This window comes from Exiguobacterium sp. PFWT01, assembly GCF_018255795.1.
In the GTDB taxonomy this organism is placed as follows: domain Bacteria; phylum Bacillota; class Bacilli; order Exiguobacteriales; family Exiguobacteriaceae; genus Exiguobacterium.
The window spans coordinates 955,424-972,055 of sequence record NZ_CP073755.1; the positions used below are offsets into that span (position 1 = coordinate 955,424).

The 16,632-nt window shown below is 48.8% G+C and carries 15 protein-coding genes, 1 riboswitch and 1 other annotated feature; of the genes, 11 read left to right on the forward strand and 4 right to left on the reverse strand.

Annotated features, from left to right (window positions below; translation table 11 throughout):
* Positions 1-5: 5 nt before the first annotated feature.
* The 3 genes from KD909_RS04965 to KD909_RS04975 all read left to right on the forward strand — a co-directional run bounded on the left by KD909_RS04965 (position 6) and on the right by KD909_RS04975 (position 2,676).
* Complete coding sequence (locus tag KD909_RS04965) at positions 6-1,358, forward strand: glucose-6-phosphate isomerase (RefSeq protein WP_074036426.1); 1,353 nt, start codon at positions 6-8, stop codon at positions 1,356-1,358.
* A gap of 99 nt (positions 1,359-1,457) precedes the next feature.
* A complete protein-coding gene (ytkD, locus tag KD909_RS04970) occupies positions 1,458-1,931 on the forward strand; it encodes an RNA deprotection pyrophosphohydrolase (protein ID WP_012726795.1) in 474 nt (157 codons plus the stop codon).
* Entirely contained in the window at positions 1,912-2,676 is a 765-nt protein-coding gene (locus KD909_RS04975) for an alpha/beta hydrolase family protein (protein ID WP_031423073.1), read from the forward strand. Before ytkD ends, KD909_RS04975 begins: the two co-directional genes overlap by 20 nt.
* 15 nt (positions 2,677-2,691) lie before the next feature.
* Here the strand turns inward: KD909_RS04975 and pckA are convergent, their stop codons facing one another.
* Entirely contained in the window at positions 2,692-4,263 is a 1,572-nt protein-coding gene (pckA, locus tag KD909_RS04980) for a phosphoenolpyruvate carboxykinase (ATP) (protein ID WP_078147228.1), read from the reverse strand.
* Positions 4,264-4,585: 322 nt separating this feature from the next.
* Positions 4,586-4,705: riboswitch (SAM riboswitch) on the forward strand.
* A gap of 132 nt (positions 4,706-4,837) precedes the next feature.
* Between pckA and metK the strand changes: the two genes are divergently transcribed.
* Complete coding sequence (gene metK / locus KD909_RS04985) at positions 4,838-6,046, forward strand: methionine adenosyltransferase (RefSeq protein WP_012726792.1); 1,209 nt, start codon at positions 4,838-4,840, stop codon at positions 6,044-6,046.
* A gap of 38 nt (positions 6,047-6,084) precedes the next feature.
* Here metK and KD909_RS04990 read toward each other — a convergent pair whose 3' ends face one another.
* Positions 6,085-6,591 (reverse strand): hypothetical protein, encoded by a 507-nt coding sequence (locus KD909_RS04990; protein ID WP_211782569.1) that lies wholly within the window; start codon positions 6,589-6,591, stop codon positions 6,085-6,087.
* Between the two features lie 165 nt (positions 6,592-6,756).
* Here KD909_RS04990 and KD909_RS04995 point away from each other — a divergent pair, with 165 nt between their 5' ends.
* Both KD909_RS04995 and KD909_RS05000 read left to right on the forward strand, forming a co-directional pair.
* Positions 6,757-7,227: a GNAT family N-acetyltransferase gene (locus KD909_RS04995; protein ID WP_031423078.1), complete on the forward strand. Its 471-nt coding sequence runs from the start codon at positions 6,757-6,759 to the stop codon at positions 7,225-7,227.
* 88 nt (positions 7,228-7,315) lie between these two features.
* Positions 7,316-8,029, forward strand: coding sequence for an alpha/beta hydrolase (locus KD909_RS05000; RefSeq protein ID WP_012726789.1), 714 nt, complete (start codon positions 7,316-7,318; stop codon positions 8,027-8,029).
* Between the two features lie 31 nt (positions 8,030-8,060).
* Here KD909_RS05000 and KD909_RS05005 read toward each other — a convergent pair whose 3' ends face one another.
* Both KD909_RS05005 and KD909_RS05010 read right to left on the reverse strand, forming a co-directional pair.
* Entirely contained in the window at positions 8,061-8,633 is a 573-nt protein-coding gene (locus KD909_RS05005; RefSeq protein WP_211782570.1) for a tRNA 5-(aminomethyl)-2-thiouridylate-methyltransferase MnmM, read from the reverse strand.
* Entirely contained in the window at positions 8,587-9,561 is a 975-nt protein-coding gene (locus KD909_RS05010) for a tRNA modification radical SAM protein MnmL/YtqA (protein ID WP_211782571.1), read from the reverse strand. The genes KD909_RS05005 and KD909_RS05010 overlap by 47 nt, the downstream gene beginning before the upstream one ends.
* A 178-nt stretch (positions 9,562-9,739) precedes the next feature.
* On the opposite strand from KD909_RS05010, the gene KD909_RS05015 reads away from it, so the two are divergent.
* From KD909_RS05015 to KD909_RS05035, 5 genes are all read left to right on the forward strand, one after another.
* The gene (locus KD909_RS05015) at positions 9,740-10,930 is read left to right on the forward strand and encodes an MDR family MFS transporter (RefSeq protein ID WP_236548930.1); all 1,191 of its coding nucleotides are present in this window, start codon (positions 9,740-9,742) and stop codon (positions 10,928-10,930) included.
* A gap of 39 nt (positions 10,931-10,969) precedes the next feature.
* Positions 10,970-11,185: a binding site (T-box leader), on the forward strand.
* 39 nt (positions 11,186-11,224) lie between these two features.
* Positions 11,225-13,630 carry a leucine--tRNA ligase gene (gene leuS / locus KD909_RS05020; RefSeq protein WP_211782572.1) on the forward strand — a complete coding sequence of 802 codons (2,406 nt, stop codon included), beginning with the start codon at positions 11,225-11,227 and terminating at the stop codon, positions 13,628-13,630.
* 117 nt (positions 13,631-13,747) lie between these two features.
* Positions 13,748-14,875, forward strand: a complete 1,128-nt coding sequence (locus KD909_RS05025; RefSeq protein WP_249199085.1) for a hypothetical protein — start codon at positions 13,748-13,750, stop codon at positions 14,873-14,875.
* Between the two features lie 17 nt (positions 14,876-14,892).
* The gene (locus KD909_RS05030; protein ID WP_211782574.1) at positions 14,893-15,405 is read left to right on the forward strand and encodes a pyrophosphohydrolase domain-containing protein; all 513 of its coding nucleotides are present in this window, start codon (positions 14,893-14,895) and stop codon (positions 15,403-15,405) included.
* A gap of 150 nt (positions 15,406-15,555) precedes the next feature.
* Positions 15,556-16,560 (forward strand): DUF2268 domain-containing putative Zn-dependent protease, encoded by a 1,005-nt coding sequence (locus tag KD909_RS05035; RefSeq protein WP_249199086.1) that lies wholly within the window; start codon positions 15,556-15,558, stop codon positions 16,558-16,560.
* Positions 16,561-16,632 lie beyond the last annotated feature (72 nt).

A 16,632-nucleotide genomic window follows, 5' to 3' on the forward strand; every position in this document is an offset into this window, starting at 1 on the left:
ATGACATGTCAACTGTACGTTTCGATTATTCAAACGCGCTCTCATTCGTAGGGAAGCATGAAATCGACCAAATGCAAGAAACGGTAAAAACCCTTCACTCGGTGATTCACGAGCGGAGCGGTGCCGGAAGTGATTTTCTTGGGTGGGTCGACCTTCCGACCGAATACGATCAAGATGAGTTCGCACGAATCAAAGCTGCGGCGGAACGAATTCGCGAGAATTCAGACGTTCTCGTCGTCGTCGGAATCGGAGGATCTTACCTCGGTGCCCGTGCAGCGATCGAAATGCTTCAACATTCGTTCTTCAACGTATTGTCAAAAGAAGAGCGCAAGGCGCCGCAAGTATTCTATGCGGGCCACAACATCTCTTCAACGTATATGAGAGAATTGCTTCAAGTGCTTGAAGGGAAAGACGTCTCAATCAACGTCATCTCGAAATCAGGAACGACGACAGAACCTGCGATCGCATTCCGTGTCCTCAAGCAGTTCATGGAAGACAAATACGGTCAAGATGGAGCGCGTGAACGGATTTATGCAACGACAGACCGTGCCCGTGGCGCCCTCAAGACGCTCGCGGACGCAGAAGGATACGAAACGTTCGTTATTCCAGATGACGTCGGTGGACGCTTCTCTGTCCTCACGCCAGTCGGACTTCTTCCGATTGCCGCTGCAGGAATCGATATCGATGCCTTGATGGAAGGCGCACGTGATGCACAAAACGCCTACAGCTCACCTGAGTTGGCTGAGAACGAAGCGTACCAATATGCAGTCGTACGTAACGCCCTTTACGCGAAAGGCAAATCGATCGAGATGCTCGTCAACTACGAGCCAGCACTTCACTACGTATCAGAGTGGTGGAAACAGCTTTACGGAGAATCAGAAGGGAAAGACAACAAAGGAATCTTCCCTGCAGCTGTCGACTTCTCGACTGACCTTCACTCGATGGGTCAATACATTCAAGAAGGTCGTCGCGACTTGTTCGAGACAGTCATCCGTGTGAAAGAAGTCCGTCACACGATGAATGTCCCAGAAGACGCACAAGACTTGGATGGCTTGAACTTCCTCGCAGGCGAAACGATTCAGTTCGTGAACGACAAGGCGACAGAAGGGACGCTCCTCGCGCATACAGATGGCGACGTACCGAACCTCGTCGTCGAATTGCCAGAGATGACACCGTACCACCTCGGTTACTTATTCTACTTCTTCGAGAAAGCATGTGCGATGAGCGGATACATCCTCGGGGTGAACCCGTTCAACCAGCCAGGCGTCGAAGCATACAAAGCGAACATGTTCGCACTACTCGGTAAACCAGGGTATGAAGAACAAAAAGCAGAACTCGAAAAACGCTTGAATCAATAAGAAAACGAATCGGTCCGCGCGTCGGACCGATTTTTTTGTTTGAAACTGGGTGCAGACAAGGTAAAGTGAGAGTAGACAGGGGAAAGAAAGGGATGGACTATGAAGACATTCAAGGATTACTATCATAATCAAGTCGAGTTAAGCTTCACCCATTATCCGTTCTCAGACACGCCGCTCCACGTCTGGGTCGTCGCCCGTTACAAGGACAAATGGGTATTGACGAAGCATAAACAACGAGGGCTCGAGTTTCCAGGTGGGAAAGTCGAACCGGGCGAACATGAGGATGCCGCGGCCATCCGGGAAGTATATGAAGAGACCGGAGGCGTCGTCAAGACGTTACGATACATGGGGCAATATCGTGTGCTCGGTCGTGGTGACACAGTCATCAAAAATATCTATTTTGCGGAGATTGAACGTTTCGAAGATCATCCCGCGGTTGACGAGACGGATGGGGCCGTCTTGATCGATGTCTTGCCGGACAATCTACTACGGAATCCACGTTACAGCTTTATGATGAAGGACCGTGTCTTACCAGAAACGATGAGGGTGCTCCATGAGCAACAACTGGTTTGATCGAATCGACGTGTTGCCACCATACGCCGGTTACCGGGTGACGCGTGGGTGGTACACGACGAATGATGGGGAAGAGGTCGTCGCCTATTCGATTGAACCGAAACGGTCGAATGGACAGGTGTTGATGTACTTACGAGGGGGAACGGCACGAATCGGGGACGTTCGGTTACCGCGCCTCATGCAGTTTGCGGCCCGCGGTTTTCACGTGGTGGCCCCGGTTTATCGAGGTAATCACGGGGGCACGGGAAAAGAGGACTTCGGTGGAGAGGATTTGGAGGACGTGCTCTCGCTCTATGATCGTGTCCAAACGAGCGGACGACCGATTCATGCGCTCGGTTTTTCACGAGGCGGGATGATGGCACTCTCTCTCGCATCTGAACGCCCGGTCACCACCGTCACCTCATGGGCCGGTGTGACCAATCTAGAGTGGACGTATGAAGAGCAACGCTCGATGCGGAAAATGTTACGTCGCATGACGGGGGGAGACCCCGAATCGGCAGAAACAGCATATACAGAACGTTCTCCGCTTTATAAGGAATGGGATGCCCCAACGCTGATCATCCATGGTACGGATGACGAGCAGGTCCGTTTGCGTCATGCGACAGCAGTCGCCGAGAAGTTAGGGGAGCAGGCCGAGTTTTGGGTGCTTCCGTTCGGACACCAACTCCCATTTTGGGATAAATGGGAGACGACCGAACAAGCGATGGAATGGATGTTACGACAAGCAAAAGCACCGACTCGATGAGTCGGTGCTTTTGTATTAGATGACCAGTGGACCGGCTGCGATGACCGATTCACTCGCTTTCGTGAACCGTGTGAAGTTCTCTTTAAATTTCATTGCGAGTGCTTTCGCCTCGACATCGTAGCGAGCTGGGTCGCTCCACGTGTCACGTGGATTGAGCACGTCACTCGGTACGCCTTCGATGGCTACTGGAATCTCGACGTTGAAAATGTCATGTTTCATCGTCTCGACGTCACGAAGTTGACCGTTGACTGCGGCGTTGACCATCGCACGCGTGTACGCGAGTTTCATACGCGAACCTTCACCGTATGCACCGCCAGTCCAACCTGTGTTGACGAGGTAGACATCTACGTCGTGTTGCTCGATCAATTTTCCGAGCATATCCGCGTAACGCTCTGGAGCGAGCGGAAGGAACGGTGAACCGAAGCAAGTCGAGAAGGTCGCCTGCGGTTCTGTGACACCGCGCTCCGTACCAGCAAGTTTTGACGTATAACCCGACAAGAAGTGGTACATCGCCTGTTCTTTCGTCAGTTTGCTGATCGGAGGCAAGACGCCATAGGCATCTGCCGTCAAGAAGACAATCGTATTCGGATGACCGGCGCGTGATGGGAGCATCGCATTGTCGATGAACTCGATTGGATATGCCGCACGCGTGTTTTCCGTCAAGGAAATATTTTTATAGTCTGGTGTACGATCTTCATTCAACACGACGTTTTCAATCAATGAACCGAAGCGAATCGCATCATAGATTTGAGGTTCGTTCTCACGAGACAAGTTGATTGTCTTCGCGTAACAACCGCCTTCGATGTTGAAGACCCCGTCCGGTGACCATCCGTGTTCGTCGTCTCCAATCAAGTGACGCTCAGGGTCAGCCGAGAGCGTTGTCTTCCCAGTCCCCGACAATCCGAAGAAGAGTGCCGTTTCGTTCGCATCGTTGACGTTTGCCGAACAGTGCATCGATAACACGTTCTGCTCGGGTAGCAAGAAGTTCATGACGGAGAAGATTGATTTTTTAATTTCGCCACCGTATTCTGTTCCCCCGATCAGAATCGTGCGCTTGGCGAATGAGACGAGAATGAACGTCTCAGAGTTCGTACCATCGACGGCAGGGTCTGCTTTATAGCTCGGTGCATAAATGACCGTGAACGGGTCGAACGCACCTTTCGTTGGCCATTCGCGTAAGAACAATTGTTTAGCGAATAGACTGTGCCACGCATACTCCGTGATGGCACGGACCGGCAACGTATAATGTTCATCTGCACCAGCAGATGCTTCTAGATAATACAGCTTATCCTTCTTTTCTAAATGGTCGAGCACTTTGTCGAGAAGTGCTGAAAACTTCTCTTCTGCGATCGGTTGGTTCACTTTACCCCAATCGACGAGGTTGTTGCTGACTTCATCTTGTACGACGAATTTGTCTTTCGGTGACCGTCCAGTAAAAGCACCGGTGCTGACAGATAATGCCCCGTCTTTTGTCAGTACACCTTCACCATTTTGAATGGCTTCTTCCACCAGCTCTGGAACCGTCAAGTTCCGTAACATGTCGGCACCATTAATTAATTCTTCGATTTTCAGGAGCGTTGTCGCCATCCTGAATCCCACCTTTCCCCTAAATAGATGTGGATGAAATCCGCATACTTCCGCGATTACGATTAATCAGTATGACATTTTTAATTATATGTGACACACTAATTAAACACAAGCGTTTCTTCTCTCTAAGTAAGCGCTTTCTTACAAAGTCATTTTATCACATTCTCTTATCACAAGGTGTTAAAAAACAGAAACGAAATAAAAAAATGTTTGACGATTCACAAACAGAAATGTTTTGCAAGTCAGTGAAAACTTTTACGAATTCGTCTGATTCCCTTGACATAATCGAGTGTCATTTATATGATGGTTTTCGTAACGGATACTCTTATTCTGAGCGGTGGAGGGAACAAGGCCCTACGAAGCCCAGCAACCGTCCGACATGAAGTCTTGTGCGGAAAAGGTGCTATCCTGAAGCGAAGCCATTAGCTTCGAACGATAAGAGGGTAAGGAAGAACGATTCAACCTTTCCCAATGTATGTCATCGGGGGAGGTTTTTTTCATTACCGTCCCAAAGCAACGCGTAAGGGGAACGAGTACCGTCCACATAATACCCTTATTATAGGAGGTTTTTTGAATGTCAAAATTGAACCGTCGACTTTTTACTTCAGAGTCGGTTACTGAAGGACATCCAGACAAAATTTGTGATCAGATTTCTGACTCCATCTTGGATGCCATTTTAGCGGAAGACCCGAATGCCCGTGTTGCGGCAGAAACGTCTGTCACAACAGGTCTTGTACTCGTAGCTGGTGAAATCACAACGTCAACTTACGTGGATATCCCGAAAGTTGTCCGTGAAACAATCCGCGAAATCGGATACACGCGTGCAAAATATGGCTTTGATGCTGAAACGTGTGCGGTCTTGACGTCGATTGATGAGCAATCGGTAGATATCGCGCAAGGTGTTGACCAAGCGCTTGAAGCACGTGAAGGTCAGATGACTGAAGAGGAACTCGATGCAATCGGTGCAGGAGACCAAGGTCTCATGTTCGGTTATGCAACAAATGAGACACCTGAACTCATGCCACTTCCGATCTCGTTGGCACATAAGTTGTCACGTCGTCTTGCTGAAGTACGTAAGAACGGTACGCTCGAGTACCTTCGTCCGGACGGGAAGACGCAAGTAACGGTTGAGTATGATGAGGACAACAACCCTGTTCGCATCGATACGATCGTTATTTCGACACAACACGCTGAAGAGATCACGCTTGAGCAAATTCAAGAAGACTTGAAAAAACATGTCATCGAGGCAGTCATTCCGGCTGAACTCATCGATGCTGAAACAAAATACTTCATCAACCCGACTGGTCGCTTCGTAATCGGTGGACCACAAGGAGATGCAGGTTTGACAGGACGTAAGATCATCGTTGATACGTACGGTGGATACGCTCGTCACGGTGGCGGCGCATTCTCTGGTAAAGATCCTACAAAAGTTGACCGTTCAGCGGCATACGCAGCTCGCTATGTAGCGAAAAACATCGTTGCAGCAGGCCTTGCGGATAAAGCGGAAGTTCAACTTGCGTACGCAATCGGTGTTGCACACCCAGTATCAATCGCTGTCGATACGTTCGGCACAGGTAAATTGAGCGAAACGGAACTCGTTGAACTCGTTCGTGAGAACTTTGACCTCCGTCCGGCAGGCATCATCAAGATGCTCGACCTTCGTCGCCCAATCTACAAACAAACGGCAGCATACGGTCACTTCGGTCGTACAGATATCGAACTCCCATGGGAGCAAACAGATAAAGCAGCCATTCTTGAAGAAGGCGCGAAACGTTTCGCGTAATCATCAAAAACGACCTTTCCGCGGAAAGGTCGTTTTTTTTACGTTGTCGGAGGTGTCTGTTTGTTCGAATCGGTTGTTTGATCTTGTCCGAGCGCTGTATCCTTCGCTTCGACGACTTTCTCCCCGATGTCCTGTAAGTCTGACTTGGCCTCTTGAGCCGTCTCGACGATTTTAGTGACGTCCTCTTTCACGGTATCGACTTCCCCGACGACTTTTTCGTATACGTTTTGGACGTCTGTGGAGACTTCTTGAATCTTTGTCGAGGCCGACTTCACTTGCTCAATGACTTGAGACGCCTTGCCGGCAGGATCTTGTTTCACTTCGTTGACGATGCCCCCGACCGATGATTTCGCATTCGATAGGGATTGTCTTGTCTGCTCCCGGTTTGAGGAGCTAAGTAAGGCGAGTAGACCGCCGACGAGTGCACCGAGCAACATCCCGGTCACGACACTGATCTTTGGACTTCCCCCGTCCAATTGATCAAATTGACGGTTCGGGTTGGCTGTCTGTTCTACTTTCGGATCATGTTCTTGTCTAGGTTCCATACGGTTCCACTCCTTCGTTTGATTGGCATTGCTTGTGTTATACCCTAGAGAAATGGCAACGTAACGTTTTCTGATGAATCGTCATGAAAAAGAAATGAAGGAGCAGGATAAAAACATTGGGATAGGGAATGATACAAATAGATTGGCCAAAAGGGGGAAGCTGTCATGAACATGAGGGAAGCAGTGCCAGAAGATGCGACGCTGATTCGGAACATCGCGCTGGCGACCATATCACAGGATGATTCCAATCGAACGAGAGCGATGGAACGCGCATATCGGCAAGAAGAGATTGTACGAGCAATCAGTTCAAGTGAAGAAGCACGAGAACAGTATTTTATCGTTGGCGAATATGAAGAAGAGGTCATCGGATTTTGTCATGCCATCGATCGCGGTGACATGTGGGAGATGCTCCGCCTCTATCTGCACCCCGATTATCATCGAAACGGCTACGGCGCAGCCTTTCTGGCCCACCTTCAATCGACAAAAGAACAACCGATGGAAGTGTACGTTGAAAACTCGAATGATCAAGCGATTGCCTTCCTCTTACATCAATCTTTCAAAGAAGTGAATCGTATCCAGGAAGAGGTATATGATCGTCCGATGGAACTCATTCATTTACGATTTGACCCGAGCTAAGCCTCCAGACGGATTTTATTCAAACATCAGTTGCGGCTGATGTTTTTTTGATACAATGAATGTAGTCTATAAACGAGGTGACGGCAGTATGGCAAATGAAGAAGCACGAAAAGGAGTCATCGTCATCGTGTATCCGTTACAATTCACGTCACGGATCAGCGAGAACTTTATTCGACGGCTCGAAGACGAGTACGAAGTCATCGTCGTCCGCGATCAATCGATTGGATTGACGGCAGGTGACCATAAGCAACTGATCAAGCGAGCGTTGCGCGAGGCAGGGGAATATAAATTACCGATTCATGTCGTGGCATTCAGCCTTGGCGCACTCTTAACGAATCGCCTTTTGCAGGAGTACGATGTGCCACTCGGGAGTCTCACATACATCTCCCCATTGTTTGATTGGCATGCCACTCGTCAAATCGGTGGATTGAAACAAGTCGTCGCAAGTGCTGTCGACCGTTTTCGCCCTGACTTGCCACTCGGGATGATGACATTCACCGGCGGGGGAGACGAGTCGTCCCGATTCGGAGAAATCACGTATGCGCAATATCGAGAAATCGAAGAGGAAATCGTCGAGCATCAGGAAGAGAAGAAGCATCTGCCACGCCTTCCGCTCGCCTGTTTCTATGCACCAGACGACCAGTTCGCGGACGTGAAGTTGACGTTGAATGTTTGTCGGAAAATCGGTGGGGATCAAGTGTATATCCGTCGATTGGAAGGATTCCCACACTTCGGTTACGAACGATTAAACACGAAATTCGCGGAAACCCTCATGACGTTTTATGAATTGATTCAAGAATGACAGAAGGCGACTCTAGTGAGCCGCCTTTTTCTTATGCACGTTTTTCAATCGCCACGATGAATGGGGGATGATTGACTTGGTTGATAAATCCATAACGCAGGACACCCGCCTGCTTTTGATCGAGGGACTCTACATAACGGAGCACCTCGTCTCGTTCGACTTTCCCACTTTCATGTCCATGGTAAATCACGATGACGATGACGCCACCGACGGCCATGACGTCTAATAGTTGGGATAATGCAGCAATCGTCGTATTTCCGTGTGTCGTGATGGATTTGTCGCTTCCCGGTAAATACCCTAAGTTGAAGACGGCCGCGGTGATCGGACGCGCTTCCTTTTCAACGACCGCTTGGACCGTATCATGACTATCATGAATCACGGTCACCCGATTACTGACACCCGCTTCTTCAACCCGCGCCTTTGTGGCTGCTACAGCTTCTGATTGGATATCAAAGGCATAGACATGTCCTGTCTCGCCTACGGCATTCGCTAGAAACAACGTATCGTGTCCGTTCCCGGCTGTCATATCGATGGAGACCTGACCTTCCTCGATATGGTCATGTAGTAATTGTTTTGCAAAAGGTAGTACTCTCATTAATCCCATAGATCTCATCCTTCTTTTTTCCTTGGAAAGAATCCCGGCGCTCCAATTCCGCACGAATCTTGTTAAGCACCTGCATTTTGTGACGGCTCCATAACGGACCGATCAAGAGGTCGGGTGGACCGTCTCCTGTCAAACGATGGACAATCACCTCGGGAGGAATTCGTTCGAGTTGATCGCAGACGAGGGAGACGTAAGTGTCTTCCTCCATCAAGTCGAGCAGTCCTTTCTCATATTGACGGGCGAGCGGTGTATGTTTCAAGACGTGAAGTAAGTGGATCTTGATTCCTTGTATGTCCATTTTAGCAACTTCTCGTGCCGTGTCGAGCATCATCTCTGGTGTCTCACCTGGGAGACCATTGATGATATGAACGCAGACACGAATATTGTGACGGCGAAGTTTCGCAAGACCGGTCAAAAACGATTGATAGTCGTGCCCACGATTGATCTTTTTAGCGGTCGTGTCATGTACGGTCTGAAGACCGAGCTCCACCCAAAGGGACGTCCGTTCATTCAACTCTGCTAAATAGGCGACGACGTCGTCCGGTAAGCAGTCAGGACGTGTCGCAATCGAGAGACCGACGACCCCATCCTCTTTTAATGCCGGTTCATACAATTCACGTAACCGCTCGACTGGTGCATACGTGTTACTAAACGCTTGGAAATAAGCAATATAATTGGCATTTTTCCACTTCCGGTGGAGACGAGCCTTCACTTCTGCAAATTGAACGGGAATCGGATCGCAAGCATTTCCCGCGAAATCACCACTTCCGTCGTCCGAACAGAAGGTGCATCCGCCTTTTGAGACACGTCCGTCACGGTTCGGACACGTGAAGCCGCCATCAAGTGGCACTTTAAACACCTTGCCCCCGTACTCTCGTCGATACGCCTCATTTAATGTATGGTAACGATTTTGACCAAATGGATTCATGTTCATCTCTCCTTCCTTGCTCATCCTATCACAAACGGAAAATGACAAAACTTCATAATAAGTAATTTTTCTTGACACTTCGTTGGCGTTCGTTTAGGTTTGATAAGGAAATCTTGTCGATTCGGCCTTTTTGTGCCGATTTTTTTGATGTGAAAGAAGAATGAAAGGAGGACTTGGTGTGAACAATAAAATGCCAATTTCGGTATGGATTTTAGTCATTGCGATGGCGCTCAATACAACGGCGGCGTCTTTTTTATGGCCGTTTAACACACTGTATATTCATGATTTTTTAGGTGAGTCGATGACGCTTGCCGGGGTGGCGCTTCTTGTTAACTCGGCACTCGCGATCGTCGGGAACTACATCGGAGGGACACTATTCGATCGAATCGGTGGGAAGACGACGCTGATGATTTCTGTCGGTCTCTTGCTCGCGAGCTCGCTTGGATTTTTACTGTTTCATGCCACGTTCTTCGGCTATCTCGTATGGCTCGGATTGATCGGTCTTTCAGGTGGACTCGTCTTTCCGACCGTATATGCGTTTGCGGGTCTCATTTGGCCAGAAGGGGGACGCCGTTCGTTCAATGCGATTTACGTCGCGCAAAACGTGGGGGTCGCCCTCGGTACGGCAATGAGTGGTCAAATCGCTCGATTTAACATCGAGTGGATTTTTTATGCGAACTTCTTCTTATCGGTCTTATTTGTCGTAGTGCTCTTGTTTGGACTGCGTTATTTGAAAAATCCGGCACGTCCTGTCGTTCAGTCGCAACTCGAAGCGGCAGCCACGACACTATCGAGTGCGACGATGAAATCGATGTGGTATGTAGCCGTCGGTTATGCGGTGCTTTGGTTCGTGTATGTTCAATGGCAGGGGACGATTGCCGTTCACTCGAAAGATCTCGGTGTCACAATCAGTCAATACTCACTCCTTTGGACAGTGAACGGGGCGATGATCGTCTTCGCACAACCGTTGCTCAATCGTGTCTTACGACAGTTTGAGGACGACTTAAAACGTCAACTGATCATCGGGGCATCCATTTTCCTCGGCGCGTTCTTGATTGTACCATTCGCTGGTGGGTTCGGGATGTTCATGGTCGCGATGGTCGTCATGACCATCGGGGAGATGTTTGTCTGGCCGGCAGTTCCGACGATTGCGGCGAAACTCGCCCCTCCTGGGAAAGCTGGACAATACCAAGGGCTCGTCAATATCGCAGCATCCGTCGGTCGGATGATTGGACCGACGTTGTCTGGTTTTGTCTATGACATGTTCGGCATTACAGCAGTCTTCGGCATGCTTCTACTACTTGCTACGTTGGCCTTAACGCTATTTGTCATCATGAAAGACATTCGTGTCACAGAAAAATCAAGTTGACGTTGAATTTCAGAATGGGCTAAAATAGACTACGATGAATAGCAAGCGTTGAAGAGGATTAGTAGCGAACGTTCCGTTTCAAAGAGAGTCGATGGATGGTGTGAATCGATAAGCGGATGTTGTGAACTCGCCTTGGAGCTGTTTTCCTGAAACGAGTAGGGAAAACCGGGGTTACGCCTCGTTATCGGCGTCTCAAGTGGCAGCAATGCAACATGGGTGGTACCGCGGAGAGCTTTCAAGCCTTTCGTCCCATTTTCGGGGACGGAAGGCTTTTTATTATGCAGAGGAGGAAGAATGTTGAGCTATTTTAAACATCAAGAAATCGAGCCGAAGTGGCAAAAGCTTTGGGAAGAGAAAGAAGCATTTAAAACGACAGAAGACCCGGAGAAGGATTGTTTCTACGTCCTTGATATGTTCCCGTACCCATCCGGTGCAGGTCTTCACGTTGGTCACCCGGAAGGTTACACGGCGACGGATATCATCGCTCGTATGAAACGGATGCAAGGATATAACGTCCTTCACCCGATTGGCTGGGATGCGTTCGGTCTTCCTGCCGAGCAATATGCACTCGACACAGGGAACGACCCGCGTGAATTCACAGCGCGTAACATCGAGACGTTCCGCCGTCAGTTGAAAGAACTCGGATTCTCATACGATTGGGACCGTGAAATTAGCACGACGGACCCGAAATACTATAAATGGACGCAGTGGATCTTCACGCAACTCTTCGAACGTGGCCTTGCATACGTCGATGAAGTTGCGGTCAACTGGTGCCCGGCTCTCGGTACAGTCCTTGCGAACGAGGAAGTCATCGATGGGTTGTCAGAGCGTGGGAACCACCCGGTCTACCGTGTCCCAATGAAGCAGTGGGTGCTTCGTATCACGGAATACGCAGAGCGTTTGCTTGAAGATTTGGAAGGTCTCGATTGGCCTGAGAGCGTGAAAGAGATGCAACGCAACTGGATCGGCAAATCAGTCGGTGCCGAGGTCGACTTTAAAGTCGATGGTCACGATAAGATCGTCACGGTATTCACAACACGTCCAGATACGCTTCACGGGGCGACATACGTAACACTCGCACCAGAGCATCCGTTCACGAAAGTGATCACGACACCGGAACAATCGACGCCAGTCGAAGCATACATTGAAGAAGTCTCGAAGAAGACGGACCTTGAGCGTACAGATCTCGCCAAAGAGAAGACGGGTGTCTTCACGGGCGCATATGCGATCAACCCGGTGAACGGCGAGAAACTTCCGATTTGGACAGCGGACTACGTTCTCTCGACATATGGGACAGGTGCAGTCATGGCTGTTCCTGGACACGATGAGCGCGATTATGAGTTTGCGAAAACGTTCAACCTCCCGATCCGTGAAGTCGTTAAAGGCGGAAACGTGGAAGAGGCGGCTTACGTCGAAGACGGTGAGCACGTCAACTCTGGTAGCTTGAACGGACTTAATAAAGTCGATGCCATCAAGACGATCATTGAAGAGCTCGAAGCTAGTGGCACAGGGCGTGCGAAGACGACATACCGTCTTCGTGACTGGTTGTTCAGCCGTCAACGTTACTGGGGCGAGCCGATTCCGGTCGTCCACATGGAAGACGGAACGATGAAGACGGTACCGGTCGAAGAGCTTCCGCTCGAACTTCCGATCATCGATGAAATCAAACCATCTGGTACAGGTGAGTCGCCACTTGCGAACGCAGAAGAGTGGTTGACGTACACAGATCCGGTCACAGGGGAAAAAGGTCGTCGCGAGACGAACACGATGCCACAATGGGCAGGTAGCTGCTGGTACTACATCCGTTACATCGATCCAGATAACGAAGAGATGATCGCGGATCCTGAGAAACTCAAGCGTTGGCTTCCAGTCGACTTGTATATCGGGGGTACGGAGCATGCCGTTCTTCACTTGCTCTACGCACGTTTCTGGCATAAAGTCCTCTTTGATATCGGTGTCGTCCCGACGAGCGAACCGTTCCAAAAACTCTACAACCAAGGGATGATCCTCGGTGAGAACAATGAGAAGATGTCAAAATCTCGTGGGAACGTTGTCAACCCGGATGATATCGTGAAGTCGCACGGAGCCGATACACTTCGTCTTTACGAAATGTTCATGGGACCACTTGATGCGGCCATCGCATGGTCGACGAATGGTCTTGACGGGGCACGTCGCTTCCTCGACCGCGTCTGGCGTTTGTTCGATCAGACGAACTTCGCAGACGTGGCACCGACTGCCGACTTTGAACGCACGTATCATCAGACGGTGAAAAAAGTCACGGAGGATTACGAAGCCCTTCGCTTCAACACGGCGATCTCGCAGTTGATGGTCTTCGTCAATGAAGCGAACAAACAAGAGACGTTGCCGAAATCGCAAATGGTCGACTTCATCAAGATGCTTTCACCAGTCGCGCCACACTTGTCTGAAGAGTTGTGGGAGAAGATGGACATGACGGAAGAGTTGACGTATGCGGCTTGGCCGACATACGATGAGTCAAAACTTGTGAGCGACACGATTGAAGTCGTCATCCAGGTGAACGGGAAACTTCGTGCGAAAATGCATGTCTCGCGTGACGCATCAAAAGAAGCACTTGAAGCGGAAGCACTCGGGAACGAGCGTGTCCAAGAGTTCACAGAAGGCAAGACGGTTCGTAAAGTCATTGTCGTTCCTGGAAAACTCGTCAATATTGTAGTGGGGTAACAAAAAGAATGTGTGACATTGTCGCACATTCTTTTCTTTTTGGTGAGGTCATTTTCTTTTATGGACGGTTTTGATACACTAAAGGGCGATACTGAAGTAGAAGGGGACGACATGTCCATGAAACGTTCTTATGTGCTATACACGACACTATGTGCCGTCGTGGTCGGTGTGATCCTTTGTTATGTTTTTGTCTTTTCAGATGAAGAGATTCAACGACAGGTCGCCTCGACATTTGAAAAAATTGATATTCAAACGAGTCATCAAACGGCATCCCTTCCACCCGTGGAAGCGGCGCAGGATGATGAAGATATCGATACGACCGATGCCCTCGAACAAATCAGTCAAATCGATGAAGTGTACTACAGTGACACAATCGGGGCGTATTTGGTCTTAACCGAACAAGCTGAATTTTTTGAAGTGAGTGGAAACGGAACGCGCGTCAACTCGGTGCTTCAACTTGAGAATTCAGGGAAACAGCGCCTCGATGATTTTATCGGGATGCGCATGGTCGAAGAAGATCTTGTGTATGCGGTGACAGCGAACGGTACGCTCATTACAATCGAGCGAGAAGAAGGACGCTGGGTCGAGAGACCACGTAAACAAATCAAAGGACTCGTGTCGGAAGACCGAATCTTTGGTCTTGGCTATGACCGGGAAACGAAACGTCTGTTCATGATGAATCGCTTGGCGGATACACCGGACCTTGAGCTCCTTTATATCGAAGAACGGGAGATCGAACCGAAGACTCCAGCCGATGACAAATCATCAGAAGCGTCAACTGATGCTGACACGGCTACTCCAAAAACAGAAGAATCATCGGAAGACACAACGACAGAGAACGTCTCGACGAATGACGACGCCTCGAGCGAAACGGCTGCAACTGAAGACGCGCCTGACAATGAGTCGAACGAACAAGAAGCGGAAGAAGAGAAACAAGAGCCCGAGACCGAATGGATGCTTGATACACGCCAAGCGTTGTCTGCTGACGGGATGAGTGCTTCCATCCAACAAAAGTTTGAGCGATTCGAAGGAGTCGGCCTTGTCGAGAGACAAGGACGCATCTACGTGCTCGACTCAGAAGAGCTCGTCCTCTACACAGTCAACCCGGAAGAAAGTACCATCAACGGTCAGATGGTGACGCCTCGCGTATATGACTCGACCGGTATGTTTTTACAAGACAATGAAATCTTTGCAATCGTCCACCCGGAAGTATTCGATTTGGATGCTTTCGTGTCCGTGGACTGATCATGGGGGAATGACAGATGAGCAAGCGTTATTTTTTTGAAGAAGTGAAACAATTTCATGAAACTTTTGGACATCCAGGAGCAAAATCGCCGCAACCGTTGACGCTTGATCGTGCGACAAAACGCTCGGTTTGGACGGCAGAGGAAGCGGTCGTCGAGTTTTTGCATCAATCCTCGCAATCGGAAGAAGAGTTTTTACAAGCCATCGAGCAATTCCAAGAAGGCTTCCAAAAAGCGGTCCAAAAATCATTACAAGACTCACCGCCATCGGATGATGTGGAACGTCTCGTCGGACAAGGGGATGCGTTAACGGACGCGTTATATTTTGTGATGGGCAGTTTCGTTGAACTCGGACTCGATCCCGTTCCGTTGTTTGAAATTGTCCAGCGTGCCAATATGGCGAAACTTGGACCGGACGGGAAGCCGATTTTACGCGAGTCGGACAATAAAGTTATGAAACCTGAAGGATGGATGCCACCGGAGCCGGAGCTCGAAAAAGAAGTGCGTCGTCAAATTGCAGGGAAAGAATAATCACAAACGGCTTGAAACCTCATTAGAAAGGGTTCAAGCTGTTTTTTTTTGTTGTGATGATCGTGACGTCATCATGTTATTAGAGGGTATCGGAAAGGTCATAAGAGTAATTTATGGTATAATTTAACATAAGTAAGCAAGCGAGGAATATTGATCATTGAGATGGAGGTCGTTCAACTGAAAAAAGTACTCGGTATTCTATGTGTAAGTTCAGCACTTCTATTAGCATCATGTAGCAATGATGAAAAAACGTCAGAATCTAAAACGTCTAAGCCTGACGTTTCAATCGAAACGATAAAAATCAACGAAGAGAATGAATTGACAATCGTTCCACTTTACACCCAATACCAACAATATTTGAACGCATCCCTTGAATCAACCGATGCGGAGGAGAACAAACAAAACTTCAAAAAATACGTACTAGATTACATAGGAGAGGTCGGAGAGGAAGAAAATATCGATACATCCCTCATCAAAACAAATTTTTTACTAAAGCCGACTCCTCATAAGCAACAATTGCTGAAGCAGTTGGACGCATTAATCGAGCAGCATGACGAGATTAAAGAGATTATTGCATCGACATACGCAGATTCAAATCAAATTCTCCCTAAAAAGAAGGGTATGGTGTTTGTTGCCCCTTACAATCCTGAATTCTTCTACGATAGTGAAGCGTTGGAAGGTGTGGCCGGCCAAGCCTATAATGATACCTTCATCTTGTTTCTCGATACAGATTTTGACAAAGGTGTGCTAGCCCATTCGACGGCTCATGAGTATCATCATCTGATTCTTTATGATCAACCTGAGTTCCGTCTTAATACAATTCTTGATTCTGTCATCATTGAAGGGAAAGCCGATACGTTTGCCGACCGCATTGTCAAAGGGGTAATTCCACCATGGTATGCACCAATCGATGATGCGACCATGGAACATATCGCGAGCCGAGTGAATGATTATGAAACGTCCCACACCGATTTTGTAGTCGGTAATTATCAAAAAGATATGCCACGTTGGAGTAACTATATTCTAGGGAGGGATGTGCTCCATGACTATTTGACGGCGCACCCAGAGCTGTCGATTCCCGAATGGACGTTCAAAGAAGGTCATGAAATTCTAGAAGAGTACAAGTATCGAAATGTGATGGAATTGGAAAATTAAGTTGAAAAGAATGTAAAAAAGGCTTGGTCCTGAATGAGACAGGATCAAGCCTTTTGATTGTTAGTGAACATA

Coding starts and splice junctions, on each gene's coding strand:
- KD909_RS04965 (WP_074036426.1), top strand. CDS start 6: ATGTCAACTGTACGTTTCGATTATTCAAACGCGCTCTCATTCGTAGGG.
- ytkD (WP_012726795.1), top strand. CDS start 1,458: ATGAAGACATTCAAGGATTACTATCATAATCAAGTCGAGTTAAGCTTC.
- KD909_RS04975 (WP_031423073.1), top strand. CDS start 1,912: ATGAGCAACAACTGGTTTGATCGAATCGACGTGTTGCCACCATACGCC.
- pckA (WP_078147228.1), bottom strand. CDS start 4,263: ATGGCGACAACGCTCCTGAAAATCGAAGAATTAATTAATGGTGCCGAC.
- metK (WP_012726792.1), top strand. CDS start 4,838: ATGTCAAAATTGAACCGTCGACTTTTTACTTCAGAGTCGGTTACTGAA.
- KD909_RS04990 (WP_211782569.1), bottom strand. CDS start 6,591: ATGGAACCTAGACAAGAACATGATCCGAAAGTAGAACAGACAGCCAAC.
- KD909_RS04995 (WP_031423078.1), top strand. CDS start 6,757: ATGAACATGAGGGAAGCAGTGCCAGAAGATGCGACGCTGATTCGGAAC.
- KD909_RS05000 (WP_012726789.1), top strand. CDS start 7,316: ATGGCAAATGAAGAAGCACGAAAAGGAGTCATCGTCATCGTGTATCCG.
- KD909_RS05005 (WP_211782570.1), bottom strand. CDS start 8,633: ATGGGATTAATGAGAGTACTACCTTTTGCAAAACAATTACTACATGAC.
- KD909_RS05010 (WP_211782571.1), bottom strand. CDS start 9,561: ATGAATCCATTTGGTCAAAATCGTTACCATACATTAAATGAGGCGTAT.
- leuS (WP_211782572.1), top strand. CDS start 11,225: ATGTTGAGCTATTTTAAACATCAAGAAATCGAGCCGAAGTGGCAAAAG.
- KD909_RS05025 (WP_249199085.1), top strand. CDS start 13,748: ATGAAACGTTCTTATGTGCTATACACGACACTATGTGCCGTCGTGGTC.
- KD909_RS05030 (WP_211782574.1), top strand. CDS start 14,893: ATGAGCAAGCGTTATTTTTTTGAAGAAGTGAAACAATTTCATGAAACT.